The sequence below is a fragment of the Lysinibacillus sp. NPDC093692 genome (assembly GCF_050280125.1).
In the GTDB taxonomy this organism is placed as follows: Bacteria; Bacillota; Bacilli; order Bacillales_A; family Planococcaceae; genus Lysinibacillus.
The window spans coordinates 70,958-87,563 of the sequence record NZ_JBNNUW010000022.1 but is presented as its reverse complement, the minus strand read 5'-3'; the positions used below and the strand labels follow the sequence as shown (position 1 = coordinate 87,563).

The 16,606-nt window shown below is 35.8% G+C and carries 18 protein-coding genes and 3 pseudogenes; 15 read left to right on the top strand and 6 right to left on the bottom strand.

The genetic code is table 11. From position 1 onward, the window contains the following. Window positions 1–963: pseudogene (locus tag ACQKN4_RS20060) on the top strand (serine hydrolase); the annotation flags it as partial. Window positions 964–1,258: 295 nt separating this feature from the next. On the opposite strand, the gene ACQKN4_RS20055 reads toward ACQKN4_RS20060, so the two are convergent. After that, a complete protein-coding gene (locus ACQKN4_RS20055; protein WP_427484624.1) occupies window positions 1,259–1,912 on the bottom strand; it encodes a FusB/FusC family EF-G-binding protein in 654 nt (217 codons plus the stop codon). A 549-nt stretch (window positions 1,913–2,461) separates the two neighbouring features. Here ACQKN4_RS20055 and ACQKN4_RS20050 point away from each other — a divergent pair. The 10 genes and pseudogenes from ACQKN4_RS20050 (at window position 2,462) to thrS (ending at window position 10,098) form a co-directional block, all read left to right on the top strand. Next, window positions 2,462–3,094, top strand: coding sequence for a class I SAM-dependent methyltransferase (locus tag ACQKN4_RS20050; RefSeq protein ID WP_427484623.1), 633 nt, complete (start codon window positions 2,462–2,464; stop codon window positions 3,092–3,094). 276 nt (window positions 3,095–3,370) lie between these two features. Next, a complete protein-coding gene (locus tag ACQKN4_RS20045; RefSeq protein ID WP_427484622.1) occupies window positions 3,371–3,769 on the top strand; it encodes a MarR family winged helix-turn-helix transcriptional regulator in 399 nt (132 codons plus the stop codon). After that, entirely contained in the window at window positions 3,769–4,116 is a 348-nt protein-coding gene (locus tag ACQKN4_RS20040; RefSeq protein ID WP_079561061.1) for a DUF3147 family protein, read from the top strand. Before ACQKN4_RS20045 ends, ACQKN4_RS20040 begins: the two co-directional genes overlap by 1 nt. An 11-nt stretch (window positions 4,117–4,127) precedes the next feature. Continuing rightward, complete coding sequence (locus tag ACQKN4_RS20035; RefSeq protein ID WP_079561062.1) at window positions 4,128–4,487, top strand: GNAT family N-acetyltransferase; 360 nt, start codon at window positions 4,128–4,130, stop codon at window positions 4,485–4,487. Window positions 4,488–4,645: 158 nt separating this feature from the next. After that, window positions 4,646–4,801 (top strand): annotated as a pseudogene (locus ACQKN4_RS20030) (GNAT family N-acetyltransferase); the annotation flags it as partial. A 131-nt stretch (window positions 4,802–4,932) separates the two neighbouring features. Continuing rightward, window positions 4,933–5,397 carry a hypothetical protein gene (locus ACQKN4_RS20025; protein ID WP_427484621.1) on the top strand — a complete coding sequence of 155 codons (465 nt, stop codon included), beginning with the start codon at window positions 4,933–4,935 and terminating at the stop codon, window positions 5,395–5,397. Between the two features lie 198 nt (window positions 5,398–5,595). Beyond that, a complete protein-coding gene (locus ACQKN4_RS20020) occupies window positions 5,596–6,105 on the top strand; it encodes a hypothetical protein (RefSeq protein ID WP_427484620.1) in 510 nt (169 codons plus the stop codon). A 223-nt stretch (window positions 6,106–6,328) separates the two neighbouring features. Continuing rightward, on the top strand, window positions 6,329–7,117 hold the full coding sequence (locus ACQKN4_RS20015; protein WP_427484627.1) for a lipid II flippase Amj family protein: 789 nt from the start codon (window positions 6,329–6,331) through the stop codon (window positions 7,115–7,117). 85 nt (window positions 7,118–7,202) lie between these two features. After that, a complete protein-coding gene (locus tag ACQKN4_RS20010) occupies window positions 7,203–7,568 on the top strand; it encodes a hypothetical protein (RefSeq protein WP_079561064.1) in 366 nt (121 codons plus the stop codon). A gap of 607 nt (window positions 7,569–8,175) precedes the next feature. Next, complete coding sequence (gene thrS, locus ACQKN4_RS20005; RefSeq protein ID WP_427484619.1) at window positions 8,176–10,098, top strand: threonine--tRNA ligase; 1,923 nt, start codon at window positions 8,176–8,178, stop codon at window positions 10,096–10,098. A gap of 179 nt (window positions 10,099–10,277) precedes the next feature. On the opposite strand, the gene ACQKN4_RS20000 is transcribed toward thrS, so the two are convergent. Together ACQKN4_RS20000 and ACQKN4_RS19995 are read right to left on the bottom strand one after the other, a co-directional pair. Beyond that, a complete protein-coding gene (locus tag ACQKN4_RS20000; protein ID WP_079561065.1) occupies window positions 10,278–10,742 on the bottom strand; it encodes a hypothetical protein in 465 nt (154 codons plus the stop codon). A gap of 135 nt (window positions 10,743–10,877) precedes the next feature. Further along, complete coding sequence (locus ACQKN4_RS19995) at window positions 10,878–11,054, bottom strand: aspartyl-phosphate phosphatase Spo0E family protein (protein ID WP_079561066.1); 177 nt, start codon at window positions 11,052–11,054, stop codon at window positions 10,878–10,880. A gap of 523 nt (window positions 11,055–11,577) precedes the next feature. On the opposite strand from ACQKN4_RS19995, the gene ACQKN4_RS19990 reads away from it, so the two are divergent. Both ACQKN4_RS19990 and ACQKN4_RS19985 read left to right on the top strand, forming a co-directional pair. Continuing rightward, window positions 11,578–12,204, top strand: a complete 627-nt coding sequence (locus ACQKN4_RS19990; RefSeq protein WP_427484618.1) for a hypothetical protein — start codon at window positions 11,578–11,580, stop codon at window positions 12,202–12,204. Between the two features lie 11 nt (window positions 12,205–12,215). Next, window positions 12,216–12,770: pseudogene (locus ACQKN4_RS19985) on the top strand (histidine phosphatase family protein). Between the two features lie 126 nt (window positions 12,771–12,896). On the opposite strand, the gene ACQKN4_RS19980 reads toward ACQKN4_RS19985, so the two are convergent. From ACQKN4_RS19980 to ACQKN4_RS19970, 3 genes are all read right to left on the bottom strand, one after another. Beyond that, on the bottom strand, window positions 12,897–13,400 hold the full coding sequence (locus ACQKN4_RS19980; RefSeq protein WP_427484617.1) for a hypothetical protein: 504 nt from the start codon (window positions 13,398–13,400) through the stop codon (window positions 12,897–12,899). A 485-nt stretch (window positions 13,401–13,885) separates the two neighbouring features. Continuing rightward, on the bottom strand, window positions 13,886–14,440 hold the full coding sequence (locus tag ACQKN4_RS19975; RefSeq protein WP_079561070.1) for a GNAT family N-acetyltransferase: 555 nt from the start codon (window positions 14,438–14,440) through the stop codon (window positions 13,886–13,888). A gap of 308 nt (window positions 14,441–14,748) precedes the next feature. Next, window positions 14,749–15,336 (bottom strand): hypothetical protein, encoded by a 588-nt coding sequence (locus ACQKN4_RS19970; RefSeq protein ID WP_427484616.1) that lies wholly within the window; start codon window positions 15,334–15,336, stop codon window positions 14,749–14,751. Between the two features lie 206 nt (window positions 15,337–15,542). On the opposite strand from ACQKN4_RS19970, the gene ACQKN4_RS19965 reads away from it, so the two are divergent. Then, the gene (locus tag ACQKN4_RS19965; RefSeq protein ID WP_079561072.1) at window positions 15,543–16,025 is read left to right on the top strand and encodes a GNAT family N-acetyltransferase; all 483 of its coding nucleotides are present in this window, start codon (window positions 15,543–15,545) and stop codon (window positions 16,023–16,025) included. Window positions 16,026–16,106: 81 nt separating this feature from the next. Next, entirely contained in the window at window positions 16,107–16,526 is a 420-nt protein-coding gene (locus tag ACQKN4_RS19960) for a GNAT family N-acetyltransferase (protein WP_427484615.1), read from the top strand. The last annotated feature ends 80 nt before the right edge of the window (window positions 16,527–16,606 follow it).

The following is a 16,606-nucleotide window of genomic DNA, read 5'->3' as shown; positions in this document are numbered from 1 at the left end:
CAAATCAACTGATGGCGACTGAATTACTGCTCGCAGCCCTTAAAGAGAAGGGCACAATTAAGGATATCAAGCCGAACAAATCCTTTGGCAAGCCGGTTCAAAGCCAAAATGCCTCAAGACATAGCAAAGAAAGCGGGTTTTTACGGCAATAGTTTCAGTCATTTCAAAATAGAAATTACGAAGAATGGAGAACTGATCTTACCATCTAATCCAGAAGAAAAATATGTATATACTGCGGATGGAAGCTTTATTAATGAGACAGGTACCTCCAAGCTCAACTTCGTCACAGAGAAGAATAGACGAACATATTTGAGGGAGAGCACATTTATATCGGTGCCAGGTTTAGGGCAAGCAGCGGCTACTCAATATTTAGCTGAGAAACTAGAAGACAATGTGCTATCTAAGGAAACCACTGCCGCATGGGCGAAGCGGGAAGGCGTTAAGTTCTATCTCGTAAACGAGAAATATAGTTCTGCTCAATATCTCTTACCAATGATGCTTACAACACAAATTAATCGCAGTGAAGGTCTAGAGGGCTATTGGGACGGCAGAAAAATTACAGGCCCAAACACGGCTGCGCATCAGCTCCAGATTCCCGTGATGACAGGTCGTGATACAACGGAATCTCGTTTCTATACAGAAGGCGGTAATGAATATATGGAGATGTCCGGATTGTTATACGTAAGTGGAACAAACGTGAAACAGCTTGATGCAAGCCAATCATCCAAAGTTACGCTACAAGCAAATGGGCACGCGAAATGGTTTAAGATTCCACAAGCGGTAGCAGGGAAAACGATGACTGTGACGTTGCCAGAGAAGAGTTCGTTCGCAGTGTATGATGAGAAGGGAGTAAATATCAACTTTACCGTTGTGAGCGGCAATAACAAAGTAAAACTGCCGAAGAATGGAACGGTTGTATTTGCTGGCGCGCCGAACTCGGAAATTGCAATCACGTTGAACTAGCTCCAATTCAAAGTAATGTAAGAGCTGTTATCGCAAATGGATATTCTGATGAAAAATTTAAAACACAAAATGCATTAACCCGTGCTCACATGGAAGCTTTCTTATCATTTGCAATGAAATATGGAAAAGATAATAAGTCTATAGTGTGGTGTATACATCCTTACTCGATTTAATCATTGTTTTAATGTTTGGCTTTGTTATTATTGCCTCGACGATAATAAAAGTAAATCACAATCCGCTTCGATTGTAATAAAGACCAACAAAAAGCCTTCTCCGTTATGGAGAAGGCTTATTTTTATTTTTGAGTAATACGCTCGAAAAAGGCATTTGTTTTTTCTATATCCGTTACATGTCGATTGCATGTTTGGCTATCTGCGCAAATGTAATTACTATAATTCGTGAACGTTCCAACGACTTGCCCTTTTACAGACGTTGTAAATAGGCCAACATCAGAATGGCGGTTACATAGTGCACATATTCCTTTAATTGTATTGTTAGAGAAAGTTCCTTTAATCGCTTTTAGCTGTTCATTTTGTTCTAGTAGGACATATTTTCGATGTGTACCGGGATCATCCCAAGCTAAATAACAAATCTGCTGAAAGTCCATTTCTTCAAGCTTCGGTAGCTTGAGCTTTTTTTCCTTTTTAAATAGGCTCTTTAGTGTGCTTGCAGTGACTGCTTTGAATGCGATAACGTACGGTTTTAATTGCTCTAAATACGCTTCGCCATGAGCGCGATCTGTCACATTAAAAAGCTGTTCAATTAGCTGAGTTTCCGCAGTGGATAGCGCTAATTTTGCTGTAATTTCGCTTTCAACAATACCATGAACTGCTAAGATAACGTTCTTATCCTTTGTCGTTGCAAGTGTTTGTATAATTTTATTCATTTGTTGCTCAAGTAAATGATAGTTTGCGACCGTTAAGAACGGCTGAATTGTTTGTTTTTCCATCTGAATTCACTCCTAAATAGTAGGCTTTTAATAAAGGTTACTGGCCTAAAGAGATCCTTCAATTTATGTTATTTGCGTTAACTTTTCTAGACCTCTTTGACCTGTAAAGTGTTTGGTCTAGAGCAAGCATTACAAAAGAATGCGTCCATTTCGATTCCTCCTTGAAAAGAAGCTACCCTAATTATAACATTTTTTAGGAATTATATAAAGTTAGAAAATTTAATTTATTCAAATGATAAAAAATGGTATAATAGTTTAATATTTGTTCATTGCTAATAGTTGTGGATGACATTTTGAAAGAAGCATGTCGTGTGTATAGTTTGATTGGAGTGGAGATTGGACGCCTACAAAAAGTGCCCAGTCGGAACGGAAAACACCCTACACGATAAGGTGATGAACTTGAATTTGAAAGGGGGAGTTTTTATGAAACAGGTTATAGGTTATGAAAATTTATATGTATGGAGAGGGATTGTTAGTAACTAACATGGGATGTTTAGTGCTAATAGACCCTCCGAATTCTTAAACTATTGAAACTCTAGGAGGACTATTATGCTAAGTCAACAAGGATTTAATTTATGGGCTGATGGTTACGATAAAACGGTTCAGCTAAGTGAAGAAAGCAACCAATATCCATTTGCAGGATATAAAGAAGTATTAAATACGATTTTTAATGAGGTCATGCACAGTCCTAAGTCCACTGTATTAGACATTGGATTTGGCACAGGGGTGTTAACGGCAAAGCTATATGACAATGGGCATATGATCAATGGATTCGATTTTTCTTCAAAAATGATCGAAATTGCCAAAGAAAAAATGCCTGATGCAAACTTAATGGAGTGGGATTTGTCAAAAGGGCTGCCAACAGCACTACTTCATCAAAAATATGAAGCTATTATAAGCACCTATGCGTTGCATCATTTTACCGATGAAATGAAGGTGCATTACATTATAGAATTATTACAACATCTAACACCTGAAGGCAAAATTTTTATTGGCGATATTGCGTTTAATACAAGAGCGGACCTTGAAAAATGCAGTGAAGAAAGTATTGGCTATTGGGATGATGATGAAATTTACTTTGTCCATGGGGAAATGAGATCCTTATTAAAAGGAGTATGCCAATTAGAATTTTACCCGATCTCGCATTGTGGTGGGGTTTTTGTTCTTTCAAATTTTGCGTAGGTAGATGCGATAGAATAATTTCAGAAGGGTTTATTTGTGAAGATTCTTTAATTTTAAACTCTCGATAAAACTAGTAAATGGGCTGCCAATAGACAGCCCATTTATTTAGTATGTGGAAAACTTCCTTATGTTGAATTGCCTTTAAATGGCTACCAAACTATTTGCGTGTTGAAGAGTGCGAAAATTACAACTTTTTAAATATAGGGTAATTCTCTTTTGATATATCGTCCGTTACGATATAATCGTTTATAACGATATAATAAAGGGGCAAGTTTGATGATTAAAGATATAAATAACTATTTTACATCGATTTATTACCATCTACATTCAACACATGAAGATTCAATTTCGCATCAGAGCGTGCGTATTTTACAGATGATTCAAAAGGAAGCTGAAGTAACAGTGCGTGATATTGCAGAGTTATTGAATATTTCTCATAATACCGCGTCTGAGCATATCAAAAAGCTGGAGCGTAATGGTTGGGTAAAAAAGGAGCGGGACAGTGATGATCAGCGTAAAGTACATATTCATTTAACAACTGAAGGGCTTCTTGTTTTAAAGAAAAACACAGAATTAAATGATAAGAAACTGCAACATGCACTAAACCAGCTTACGGAAGAAGAGCAACAATTAATCTTACAGGCATTTCGTTTATTAAGCGAGGTGGCTAAATAATGTACACATTTGTAAAAATTTTATGCTCGGCAGCCGTTATTGGTATTGTGACGGAGATTGCTAGAAGATTTCCTAGCTATGGTGGCATTATCGCAGCACTGCCACTTGTCAGTATTTTAAGCATCATTTGGCTTACTGTGCAAAGTGAATCGAGTGAGCATATTCAGCGATTTACGGTTGGTGTAATCGTTGGATTACCAGCAACAATGGTGATGCTATTTGTTATTTATATGGCGATGAAATCATCGATCCATATCGTTTTTGCCATTGGACTTGGTGTCATTTCGTGGGCAGTATTTCTAGGTGTTCAAAAAGCCATAGCTAGTATGTTTAATTTTTCTATTTAGGAGAATGATAAATGACAATAATTCCTATTCAACAATTACCCCAAATTGATGTTTTGCAATTTTTTAAAGAGCATTGGGGAAGTACAGAAATGGTTATTTCCAGTGGGGTATATGACTGTAGTAAATTAGAGGGGTTCGTCTATGTAGATGAACAAAATACGATTTTGGGTCTTGTAACGTATATCATTCGTGAGGAAGAATGTGAAATTATTTCCCTTGATAGTATTGAAGAAGGAAGAGGGATAGGTTCATTGTTAGTACATGCGGTTGAAGAAATTGCTTTCGGACAAGGCTGTACGATAATTACTCTTATAACGACAAATGATAATTTGCACACCGATCAATTATGCCTCGGCATAATTGCGTCCTGAATCGGCTTTGTGCTTGCGCAAAGAACTCCTTTCCGATTCTGTGACATCCGCCGGAGGCTTTAACTTCTTCCAGCGGATGTTTGGACACCTGATGAAAAGTAACTTAAATCCTCATTCATCTCACCCCTATAGAGGTGGGAGACTTCTGCTGAAAGAAGTTAAAATTTTATCAAAAAAGAGGCTATCACTTAGACGAAATCATACAAAACGCGGTCGAACAAGCAAGAGCATATAAACCTGAAATCCCTTTAATCGGCAATGATGGAATTCCAATACGTGATGAAATACGATTAGCAAAGCAATCTGGCTTATAATGAGTCAGGTTGTTTTTAGTTGGTTTAAAGAAGTTAGGTGGAGAAGAAGAAAATCCTCATTTACTATTCAAGGTTTCATCACCTACGATTTCTCGCTATACTTGATAGGTAGAAAGAAAGTGAGGAATGACATGAAAAAATTACTATTTGTTTTATTATTTAGTGTTCTAGTAGTGGGAGCTGCCTTCATCATTTATTTAAAGAGCAATCCACCACTCGTCATGAACAGCTATACGAATCCAGTAGATGATTCAACTATAAGAATCGTAGAAATAGAAAATAAAGGACTGCATGAGATAGAGCTTCAACAAATACTCGTCAATGATAAAATGCCTGAAAGTGCCGAGCTTGTCGTGAGTAAGTCTGAACCGTTTGAAGCGGAGACGAAGTTGGTTGGTAATCCGAATATTACCTATCATAAATTAAGGCAAATAACCATTTTTCCTAGTCAATACATAGATCGCCAGGCCATTGGGAAGCAGCCTCAGCATTATGCAGTAAAGGTTGAAGCGCCTACTATTAATAAAATAACGATTAAGTACAAGTATTTAAAAATACCATTTACTTTAACAGCCGAGTTACAAGCGAAAAAGTGAAGTGAAACTATCATCAGTGGGGTTTTTTTACCCACTGATTTTTTTGTCTTCACCAATGGCTAAGTCAGTATATACTCGTTATTTGTCTTATCCTTTATGCCTATGTCATTTCATAAGATTGTTTGGTGAAAAAATACTGTTACTCCTAAAACATGGTAATCTAATAGTAATAGCTATGGCGATATCGGGAGGGACTAAATGGGATTAATAATCGTTAGTGTAGTACTTGTTATCTGTATTTTCACTGTGACTTTAGTGGTTATTCAGAAGCACTCGAAGGAGGATATTAAGTTAGAAGTAACAGCTGTATGTGAAGGGGTAAATGAAATAGGTCAAGCTATTATGAAAATATATTTTACATTTTCAATTGGCAAACTAGCACATCGTAAAAAAGAAATAATAGGCAGTATTGATTGGTCACAAGGATGGATGCCTGTTTGCTATAATTTAAAGGGAAATGGGGTCTATCAGGAGCAACGATTACTCCGTGCTGTAAATGAGACAACCTATACAACCTTCGAAATAAACGCTACAAATGATATTGATCATCTGGGACGAGGGGAGGGATATGTTGTGTTAGTATTAGAGAATCCAATTTCTACTGATAAATCTAGAGCTGGTGTGATTCTTGCTGTTACTGCTAATATGGTGACCTATCAGCTATCGGATTCAACTAGCTGGAATAATGACTTTGCAGTAAATCAATAAATACAGAATAAGCTATTCGTTAGGGGGAAAAGCCTGATGAATAGCTTTTCTATTTGGTAGGAAATAACGGAACCTATTAAGGTGAATTTCGTAGAATATTTAAGGGAAGGAATGACTCGGTTGTATTCATTACGATATGAGTGCAACCTTGGATCAAACGATGTCAAATCAATAATCGAAAAGAAGGTACAAGACTTTGGATATTTTAACAAATAAATTGATCATGATTGCTTTATTTATTCTCATCATTCATTCGATAGAAACACTTGCGTATGCAGTTCGATTATCAGGTGCACGTGTAAAATTACTAGCCTCTGCACTATCCTTGTTCAATGTGATGGTTATGGTTTCAAGATTGGCAAATATGATGCAGCAGCCTTTTACTGGAAGTTTGGCTGATACAGCACCGAAAGAGAACACATTAGCGTTTGTGGAGCAGCAATTCCGAGTGCTTATTGGGGCCGCTTCAATAGGTACTTTAGTAGGCATTCTACTATTGCCGACTTTTATAGCGATATTTTCAAGAGCCATTATTCATTTATCTGAGGAAAAAGGTTCCATTCCAGCATTATTCAAAAAAGGTTTTAGTATAGAGTATTTTAAACGTGGAATAAAACATATCCATTTGCCAAGCTTTTCATACTTAAAGGGGGTTAACTGGCGTGATATCCCTCTTAAATTATTTATCGTCAATATCGTGATAACGGCCATCTATACAATTGGTGTCCTGTCTGCACTTTACGCCTCTTTATTAGTTCCAGAAAGAGCGACAACTGCTGTAATGGCATCAGGACTTATTAATGGGGTAGCAACGATGTTACTAATTATATTTATTGACCCTAAAATTTCCGTTCTTGCAGACGATGTTATTAATCAAAGAGGTAGCTATTTAAGTCTGAAACAAGCGTCTGTGATGATGATGGCTTCAAGGCTACTAGGCACATGTTTAGCACAGCTTTTGTTTATTCCAGGGGCAAAATATATTGCCTGGTTTACACAATATATGACGTAAGGAGGGTTTACACGGGAAGCCGAGTAACAGTTTTCAAAGGATAGTTTGAAGTAGTTAACTTTCTAGAAAGGAAAATTGATATTTAATGAAAAAATTATGTTTTCTGATTTTGATGATGATGTTTGTGTTAGTTGCTTGTAGTACGAATCAACAAGAGGAGGCACATTATATAGCGAAAAGCGAGCACTGGAAGGCTGTATATCATAGTAATACAGAAGAGGGATTACGAATTTTCTATTTAGGGGAAGAGAAAGACTTAGGTGATTTACAAATAACGATAGAAGGTTCAAAACAATCAATAACTTTCGATGACGTTCGAGTAAATACCAATAAACAGTTTATCTTAACGAAAAAAGAAAGTACGAAAATTTTTAAAAAGGATGCTGCCCCAATGATTCATATTCAGTGGCAGTCTTACAAAGAGACTTTAGAAATAAGAACCTTAGTATAAGGGATTATATGGTCGAAGTGATCAGTAAGATTTTGATACATATCTTTGCTAGAATGTGCAAGTCGAGTTAGAGTCGAAATTGTTCTTTGAAAAATTTTCAAATATTGACAAGTAATGAAACATTCGTTATAGTAAGAAACAATTTCACAAAGCAATGAAATTGGCGATGAGAAGGACACGAATTTTCATAAGCGATTTACAGAGAGGGAGGCATGGGCTGAAAGCTTCCTAATGCAGCTGGAAAACTTACTACCTTTGAGCAGTGCTTGGAAACTTGCACCGTACTTGCAACGTTACTGCATAACAATGAGCCACTAGAGCATCTAGTGGGAATTTGGGTGGAACCACGGGTAATCAACACATGCTCGTCCCTTTATGGGGCGCGAGCATGTGTTTTTTTATTTGTAACTTCTTTCAGTAGAGGACTACCGCCTTGATAGGTTAAAGAGGAGTGCGGTTTTAAGTCACTTTTCAGAGTCTGTCCAAACATCAACTGAAAGAAGTTAAAGCCTCCGGCGGATGTCACGGAATCGGCTTTGTGCAAGCACAAAGCCGATTCCAGACGCAATTATGCCGAGGCATAATTTATAATAAAGGAGTAGAGAACATGTCAAATCAAGTTATTAACATTCAATTTCCAGATGGTAAACAACAAGTATTTTCAAAAGGTGTTACATTAACCGACATTGCACAAGCGATTAGTCCCGCTTTACGTAAAAAGGCAATCGTAGGGAGTGTGAACGGAACCATCATTGATTTGACGCGCCCGATAGTGGAGGATTCACAAATTTCCCTGTACGATGCTAGCACAAAAGAAGGAATTCAGGTGATTCGTCATTCAACAGCCCATTTATTAGCGCAAGCAATTAAGCGTTTATACCCTGATGCTCAATTTGGGGTCGGACCAGTTATAGAAAATGGGTTTTACTATGATATCGACATTGCGCATTCCTTTGCGCCTAGTGATTTACAACAAATTGAAAAAATGATGCAGCAAATTGTTCAAGAAAATAGACAAATACAGCGCAAAGAAGTAACAAGAGCAGAAGCGCAACAACTATTTGCTCATGACGCGCTGAAGCTAGAGTTATTACAAGATATTCCTGAGCATGAAGTGGTGACGGTTTATGAGCAAGGAGATTTTTATGATCTTTGTCGTGGACCTCATGTACCTTCCACAGGAAAATTACAACACTTTAAATTAATGAATGTGTCAGGTGCTTACTGGCGAGGGGATAGCAATAATCAAATGCTTCAGCGTATATACGGTGTAGCGTTTGCCTCAAAAAAAGAGCTTGAGGAACATTTTGTTTTCCTAGAAGAGGCGGAGAAGCGCAATCACCGAAAGCTAGGAAAAGAACTAGAGTTATTTATGTTTTCAGAGGAAGCACCAGGGATGCCGTTTTATTTAGCAAATGGTCAAATTATTCGTAACGAATTAGAGTCTTATTTACGTCATTTACAAGCAAAATTTGATTACCAAGAAGTACGGACACCATCGATGATGAACCAGCGTTTATGGGAGCAGTCAGGGCATTGGGATCACTATAAAGAAAATATGTACTTTACTCATGTAGACGACCAAAGCTTTGCATTAAAACCTATGAATTGCCCTGGACATATGCTGATTTTTAAAAATGATTTCCATTCATATAGAGATTTACCGATTCGTATGGCTGAATTTGGTCAAGTTCATCGACATGAATTTAGTGGCGCATTAAATGGTCTTTTACGGGTTCGTACTTTTTGCCAGGATGATGCACATATTTTTGTTACGCCACAGCAAATTGAAGATGAAATTGCGCTTGCACTAAAGATTATTGATGAGGTTTATCAGGTTTTTGGCTTCCAATACGATATTGAATTATCAACACGTCCCGCTGATTTTATGGGTGAACTTGAACTTTGGAATCGAGCCGAAGCGGCGTTAGAAAACGTACTAACGAATCTAGGCTTTCCTTTTACAATAAATGAAGGTGACGGAGCGTTTTATGGACCAAAAATTGATATTCATATTAAAGATGCTATTCATCGCAGTCATCAATGTGCAACGGTGCAGCTCGATTTCCAACTACCTGAGAAATTCGACTTAACATATGTCAATGAACAGAATGAAAAAGTAAGACCTGTCGTTATTCATCGAGCGGTATTCGGTTCAATTGATCGCTTCTTAGGCATATTGATTGAGCATTTTGGAGGGGCGTTCCCAACGTGGCTTGCACCTCAACAAGTAAAAGTTATTGGGGTGGCAGATAAGCATCGAGCATATGTACAGCAAGTTGTTGATGCTTTAAAAAATGAACAAATCCGTGTTAGCATTGACGATCGACAAGAAAAGCTGGGTAAAAAAATTCGAGAAGCACAAATGAAAAAAATACCTTATATTGTAGTACTTGGTGATCAAGAAATGGATACTCAACATGTCACTGTTCGTAAATATGGCGAGCAAGCATTAATTGAAAAAACATTGCAGCAATTTATTGAGGAAATTAAGCAAGAAATACAGCAAAAAGCTTTAACTATTAAGTGAACCCTATAAAACAATTTAGCTCGACTCAAGGGGAAGTCACTCCCAAGAGTCGAGCTATAACAGCGATGGAATAAATGGTAATTTCGGGATTTGCTTAAAAATGTTAATTTTTTCTTTGAATTTGCTACTATTAATCAATTTTCAAGCATACAATAAATTAAACAACAAACGAAATACAATTATTTAATGGTATTACTTTGATAATAACTATTTCCTAAAAGGATAGTTTGTGTCTCAGCGTCAATGACCAGGTATTTATGATAAGTCTCCTGATCCAAGTGCTTGAAGGATGCTAAAAAATATACTTGTCGATTGGGATGAATAAAAGTATGTTGAGAGAGGTCTGTTTTTTTACGTATAAAATTTGTTTTTAGATTAAATGTTTCCTCAGCCTTCGATACGTCCTTAAAGGCTATTCTTTGACGAATGTTCAAGGTAGCATTGTTATATTCCTCATAGATTGTCCTATTTAATTTATAATAAAAATCATTCTCAGTACGAAATGCTTGATATTGATTATTTGGGTATTTATAAGATGTAGTTCTAGAAGGTATGCAAAGAACCGGTGTTGTGTTTTCTACTGAATCTTGAGGTTGCTGTAGTAAAAAGCTAGAAGCGACCAGTGATAAAATAAATACCTGCATTATTTGGCCTCCTTTTTCCTGTCATATAGAAGATAGCCCATTTCTATGTTATTTATACGTATCTTAACAACAGCAATAGGTTTTATAACCAAAAACTAATACAGGGTAAAACTAGACGACTTTTCGAAAATAGTTTTAGCTGGCTTTATTGATCGCTTTTGAATATTTATTTAGTAGGACATCTAATTCTTGGCTACAATCTACCACACTTGGATGGGTGAAACCTAAAGCCATAGCCTTTCTATACATAATTTTTCTTTTAATTTCAATCTCCATCTTCAAGAATTGTTTATGCGTTAAATAATTAACCAAAATCTTTTCCCCCTATTATTTTTTCTCCATATATTCTTGAAATACATTGACCTCGATTCAACTTTTTCATTGTATCTCACCTGAAATGAAAAATATGTCACATTGTGTATAGGTTGAGAAATTCGTAATTTAGTCATAGAAAAAATTTTTTATTCTTATATTGGGTAGTAAATTAAAAAAACTTACGATGAATATTTTGAACTACTTAAATTACTTTTATTGTATTATTTATATATTTTATTACCCTTCACACTAAAATATTAGGGTTTTTTTTTGGCTAGATTTTAGAAAAGGGACAGGGTGATGTTTAATAGATTTGTATCTTTTTTACTATAAAAATATTTTGTATCATAGACTTGAAATTTCATAGGTTTCATATCTTGTCACAATTTATCAAATAAACTTCTTTGTTGTTTGTAATTGAAGGGATTATACTTTGGTTGAAAATGTTGAGAATTTTCGAAATATATTGAACGGTGGAAATGTGAGTTTTAAATCTATTGAAAATAGGGGGGATACGATATTGAATGTAAGGTCGCTATTATTAAGTGTTATGATCGTTTCTTGTTTAATATTAATCGCATGTTCAGAAGTGAAAACAAAAACAGGAGAGTTTCCAAAATCAACCGTAGTTACTAGCCGTTCCGTTCAACATGAAGAAGAAACTCAAGAGAAACTTCCTATTATTGATAGAGACTATGATTTTACATATTTAGAGGAATTGCCAGAGGAAAAAAGAGCTTTATATGAACAATTTTTAAGCAATGGGAATATGAATAGTTTAAAGACTTTTACACCAGAGGAAATGGTGTTAATTATGATGAATTTAATATTTGAAAATAAGTTCGATAAATTATATGCAATTACCTACAACAACAATGAACTTCCAGATAAAGAAACCTTTATAGCAGAGTATATAGATTATTTATTTGATGAGGATATACAGAATTATTTAATGTACAGATATTACGATACTATTTCATTGGATAAAGAAACTAGCACAGAAAGTATAGCAGTTGTACAATTGGATATAATTTTCGGAAGCTCTCACTATCGAAAGATATTTTCTTTACTAAAAGAGGATGATATATGGAAGGTAGATATATATCATTATGTGAAAGAAAAGAAGGCAAAATCTGAAGGGAAATAGAGGAAACGATTATGACCATAATATACTTTATAAGACACGCGCATTCGCAATATTCTACTGATGAGTACAATCGCCCGCTTTCTGATAAAGGATTGGAGGATCGGGATCGTGTTACTAGATTATTTACCAATTAAATAATCCATGCTATATATTCAAGTCCATATAAAAGAGCTATTCAGACGGTGGGAGGCATAGCACAAGGGCATAAATTAGAAATAAATACGATAGATTCTTTGAAAGAAAGAATCCTATCTAATGGAAAAAGTATGGATTTTAACACTGCCATGCAACAAGTATGGAGTCATCCGAATTTCGCATTCGAAGGTGGAGAATCAAATGAAGCTGCCAAGGAACGAGCTATTACTACGTTGCAAAAAATTATCCTTGCACACCCAAATGACAATATAGTGATTGGTACACACGGCAATATAATGGTTTTAATGATGCAATATTTTGATGCACAATATGATTACTCGTTTTGGAATGGACTTTCAATGCCTGATGTTTATCAACTTACATTTCAGCATTTTGTGTTAAGTGATATTCGAAGAGTTTGGGAAGAATAAGAGAAGGAGCTGTCTACTGACAGCCCCTTGCTTCATTTTATCGAGAAGAAGTATCTGCCTGACGAAACCGAGGAAATCATTGAGGCTATGAATGAAATGTCTGTTGTTGACTTAAAGTATAAACATTTAGTCATAGGGATACATATCACTCTGACAATATTGGTAGGTAGGTTTCCAACGACCATTTCTACAATAATACCTCATATCACCAATACAAGTTGTGGTCCCTTCTTGTTGACATGGTCCCATATCTTCAATAGAACGATATTGTGGCGATAGCTGTGGACTATAACGATATTGTGGCCATGTTGGTGTATTATCACTCTGACAGTATTGGTGGGTAGGTCTCCAATGACCATTTCTACATACAAAATACATATCACCAAAACAAGTTCTGGCCCCCTCTTGTTGACATGGCCCCATATCTTCAAAAGAACCAAATTTTGGCGATAGGTGTGAACCATAACCATATGGTAGCCATGTCGGTGTATTATCACTCTGACAATATTGGTAGGTAGGTCTCCAATGACCATTTCTACATACAAAATACATATCACCAACACAAGTTCTGGCCCCTTCTTGTTGACATGGGCCTATATCATTAGGAAAAGAACCATATTGCCAAGTCATAAAAGTCACTTCCTTTTATTTTTTTAAAACATATATAACCATTAGATAACTTTGAACACTTTATAAAAAATGTGTTCAGTCTTATTCAGCATTTTTCATGTAAAAAAGTGTTCATTTCTATTTTGGGGTTATATCATATTCTAAGTTATGAAATGGAAATGATTACTATTGGGCTATCTTTTTCGTCTTGGCATAATTAGAGCAGATGGCAACTCAGGAAGGCGATGGGGGGGAACGTCTTTTGTAGGGAAATTGAACGTATAGACAACACTTTTTAAAGAAGGAAATGGAAGAATACTTTGTCTTTGATGTTGAGAAGCTTTTCATGCAACGAACAACCATAGTGAATAAAACGTATGATCATCACTCAATTGCTGATGATCATACGTTTTTACCCACGAGCTAGAATTAATCGATGAAAAATTGTAGCTCGTGGGTATATCGAGAATGCTGAAATATTTCCACACGGAGGAAAAAAGCTTATTTTATTTTATTTGATTCCATTCTTCTCGTAAAAGGCCAAATAAAACTACATCATGAAATTGTCCGAAACGGAAAAGTTCATTTCGTAAAATCCCTTCTTTTGTAAAGCCACACTTTTCATAAGAACGAATAGCTCCTTTATTAAAGCTGAAAACCTGAAGCTTGATTTTATTAATGGAAATATAATTAAAAATAAAGTGAATAAGAGTTTTCATTGCATCCGTTCCAAGGCCTTTACCATGCCATTGTTCGCCAATTGAAATGCCTACAGAGCAAGTACTGTTCTTCCAGTTGATTCCATAGACAGCACAGGAACCGATAAGCTCATTTGACGACTTTTCGAATATACCGAAGAAAAATTCTTCTTTTTTTCCACTAATACTTTGAAAGAATGAAGAATGATCCTCAAAGGTATTTGGAAAGGGAATGTCGTCATTAGCCAGTAACAACGTCTTCAGTTCACTGTCAATCTTTACAAATGCTTCTAGGTCGGAGGAAGTCATTTGCTGTAATGTAATAGCTTGCCCTTTAAGAAATTCTTTAAAATAGTTTTCCATTTGTTTTCTCCCTTGTTCAAGAGCTGCAGTTAGAGTTTACAACCCTTGGATTATTTGTTGTTTAACCAAACATCTACTGCACTTTTCGCACTCATTCACTCAACTCCTTATATATAGATAACTTAATAGTAGCATTTTTGGTGATTAGTGGAAATATTTTTTGTTCAAGTCTGTTGAATAGGGAAATAAAAGGTTATCTGTGACTGGAAGAATGGTATTTGTTGATGCCCGCTTTGCTAATTGCTGCTTATGACAACTCCATATGGTGATGAGCCACATAAAAATGTTAAGGAAACGCTTGATTTTATTTATTTTTTTGAAGGACGCCAATTTGTCTGAATGTCTACATCTTGTTGCTCTATCCAATTAAGAAATTCCTCTGTGCATTGAATATCATAGTCTAACACTGCTTCATATACATAAATTGAAGGAAGTACTAGGGATTTCTTAAGAAGTTCTTCTTTAATAGTTAAAATAATATTTTGACTTTCATTTGTTAAGGCATCGTTCATTAACGATACTAAATCTCTTGATAGAGGGCCATCTCGTGTTTCTGAAAACAGCCACATATCAATATTCCAAATTTCTGATGGCATTTGCTCATATTGTATTTTAAAATAGATACCATTAAATGGTGTTTTCAAGTAATTACGATACTTTAATTCTAAAACTTTCGTATTGCTAGTTAAATCAGCTAATATCGCCATAGCTTCTGCTGCATTAGGGTGAGTACAAAATGTTTCGATATCAATATCGTGATCCACTAGTAAATCATATGCTGTAGCGCCGACCACAAAAGCTTGCCCAATAGTATTCCATTTATCTAGCAGCTTCAATTCTTCTAAAATGAGCATGGCCGTTTCTTTTCGTTTTTGAGCTCTTTCTAATAGTTTCAATATGAACACCTTCTCTAATGTAATATTCTAAAATATGTTAGAATACATTATATTTTCTGTTTTTTCAATATATTACAACAGAAATAAACGATACAAAATGTGTGCTTTGGATTCGTCAGTGGCGAATGTTTTGTGTAGCGAAAGCAATGTGACAGTTACAATTACGCCAAGGTGGAACGACGACTCAAGATAAAAGGGGAGCTTTGATGAGATTGAAATTTTATGAAAATAAAGATGATCACTTAATTAAACGATATACGATTACAGAGGAGCAGCTTCGCTATACGATGTCTCCGAAAGAGAGTATTGAACTAGTAAAGCAGGACAAAAATCGCCATGCCGTTCTTGTTTTAGATGAAGATAAGCTTGTGACATTCTTTGTGTTACATGAAAAAGAGGGCGTTACGCCATATAGCTCTAATGAACAGGCTATTCTAATTCGCGCCTTTTCAACAGACTTTTATGAACAGGGGAAGGGCTATGCGAAAGCGGCATTACAGCTTTTGCCAGACTTTGTTTTGGAGCATTTTCCAACTATTAATGAGCTTGTGTTAGGGGTTAATCTACCGAATACTGCCGCACAGTCACTTTATAAAAAATGCGGATTTGTCGATGAAGGAAAGTTGGCAAAAGGGTTTAGGGCTAAGATTAAAGTGATGAGTTATTACATAAGTAAAATTAACAGTTGAATGCTTGATTAGAAAAACATTGATGAACCAACTTAATTTTGCACAAAAGTCTTCTCGCATATAAAGAATGAGGTGAACAAAATGACGCAATTGCTGGAAGCACGTATGGAGCATCTCGATGAAATATGTGCGATTGATCAAGAAGTAATTGGAGATTATTCAAGAAGCGAATATTTGCGTACAGCCATTAACGAAAAACGTTGTATCATTCAACAAACTGAAAAAGGGATTGGTGGTTTTCTTATTTTTACGAATGACTTCTTTGGAAACTGCTTCATCTCATTAGTTATTGTGAAGCCATCTGAGAGAAGAATGGGCATTGCCACAGCGTTACTAGCTTTTTATGTAGAAATGGCAGCAACTCCAAAAATCTTTTCTTCTACTAACCAATCCAATACTAGTATGCATAAGGTATTTGAAACGGCAGGCTTTATAAAAAGTGGGTGTATTGAAAACTTAGATGAAGGTGATCCGGAAATTATTTATGTGAAATATAAATAGGAGTAAGGCATGTCTCGCGGTAAGGTTTCTGCTGCGAGAGTTGCAACTATGAAAAGTTATTTCCGTGCTTGCATGACTAA

Bases quoted from the DNA above. Each gene is read 5' to 3' on its own strand.
- ACQKN4_RS20055 (WP_427484624.1), bottom strand. From the start codon at position 1,912: ATGGAAAAACAAACAATTCAGCCGTTCTTAACGGTCGCAAACTATCAT.
- ACQKN4_RS20050 (WP_427484623.1), top strand. From the start codon at position 2,462: ATGCTAAGTCAACAAGGATTTAATTTATGGGCTGATGGTTACGATAAA.
- ACQKN4_RS20045 (WP_427484622.1), top strand. From the start codon at position 3,371: ATGATTAAAGATATAAATAACTATTTTACATCGATTTATTACCATCTA.
- ACQKN4_RS20040 (WP_079561061.1), top strand. From the start codon at position 3,769: ATGTACACATTTGTAAAAATTTTATGCTCGGCAGCCGTTATTGGTATT.
- ACQKN4_RS20035 (WP_079561062.1), top strand. From the start codon at position 4,128: ATGACAATAATTCCTATTCAACAATTACCCCAAATTGATGTTTTGCAA.
- ACQKN4_RS20025 (WP_427484621.1), top strand. From the start codon at position 4,933: ATGAAAAAATTACTATTTGTTTTATTATTTAGTGTTCTAGTAGTGGGA.
- ACQKN4_RS20020 (WP_427484620.1), top strand. From the start codon at position 5,596: ATGGGATTAATAATCGTTAGTGTAGTACTTGTTATCTGTATTTTCACT.
- ACQKN4_RS20015 (WP_427484627.1), top strand. From the start codon at position 6,329: ATGATTGCTTTATTTATTCTCATCATTCATTCGATAGAAACACTTGCG.
- ACQKN4_RS20010 (WP_079561064.1), top strand. From the start codon at position 7,203: ATGAAAAAATTATGTTTTCTGATTTTGATGATGATGTTTGTGTTAGTT.
- thrS (WP_427484619.1), top strand. From the start codon at position 8,176: ATGTCAAATCAAGTTATTAACATTCAATTTCCAGATGGTAAACAACAA.
- ACQKN4_RS20000 (WP_079561065.1), bottom strand. From the start codon at position 10,742: ATGCAGGTATTTATTTTATCACTGGTCGCTTCTAGCTTTTTACTACAG.
- ACQKN4_RS19980 (WP_427484617.1), bottom strand. From the start codon at position 13,400: ATGACTTGGCAATATGGTTCTTTTCCTAATGATATAGGCCCATGTCAA.
- ACQKN4_RS19975 (WP_079561070.1), bottom strand. From the start codon at position 14,440: ATGGAAAACTATTTTAAAGAATTTCTTAAAGGGCAAGCTATTACATTA.
- ACQKN4_RS19965 (WP_079561072.1), top strand. From the start codon at position 15,543: ATGAGATTGAAATTTTATGAAAATAAAGATGATCACTTAATTAAACGA.
- ACQKN4_RS19960 (WP_427484615.1), top strand. From the start codon at position 16,107: ATGACGCAATTGCTGGAAGCACGTATGGAGCATCTCGATGAAATATGT.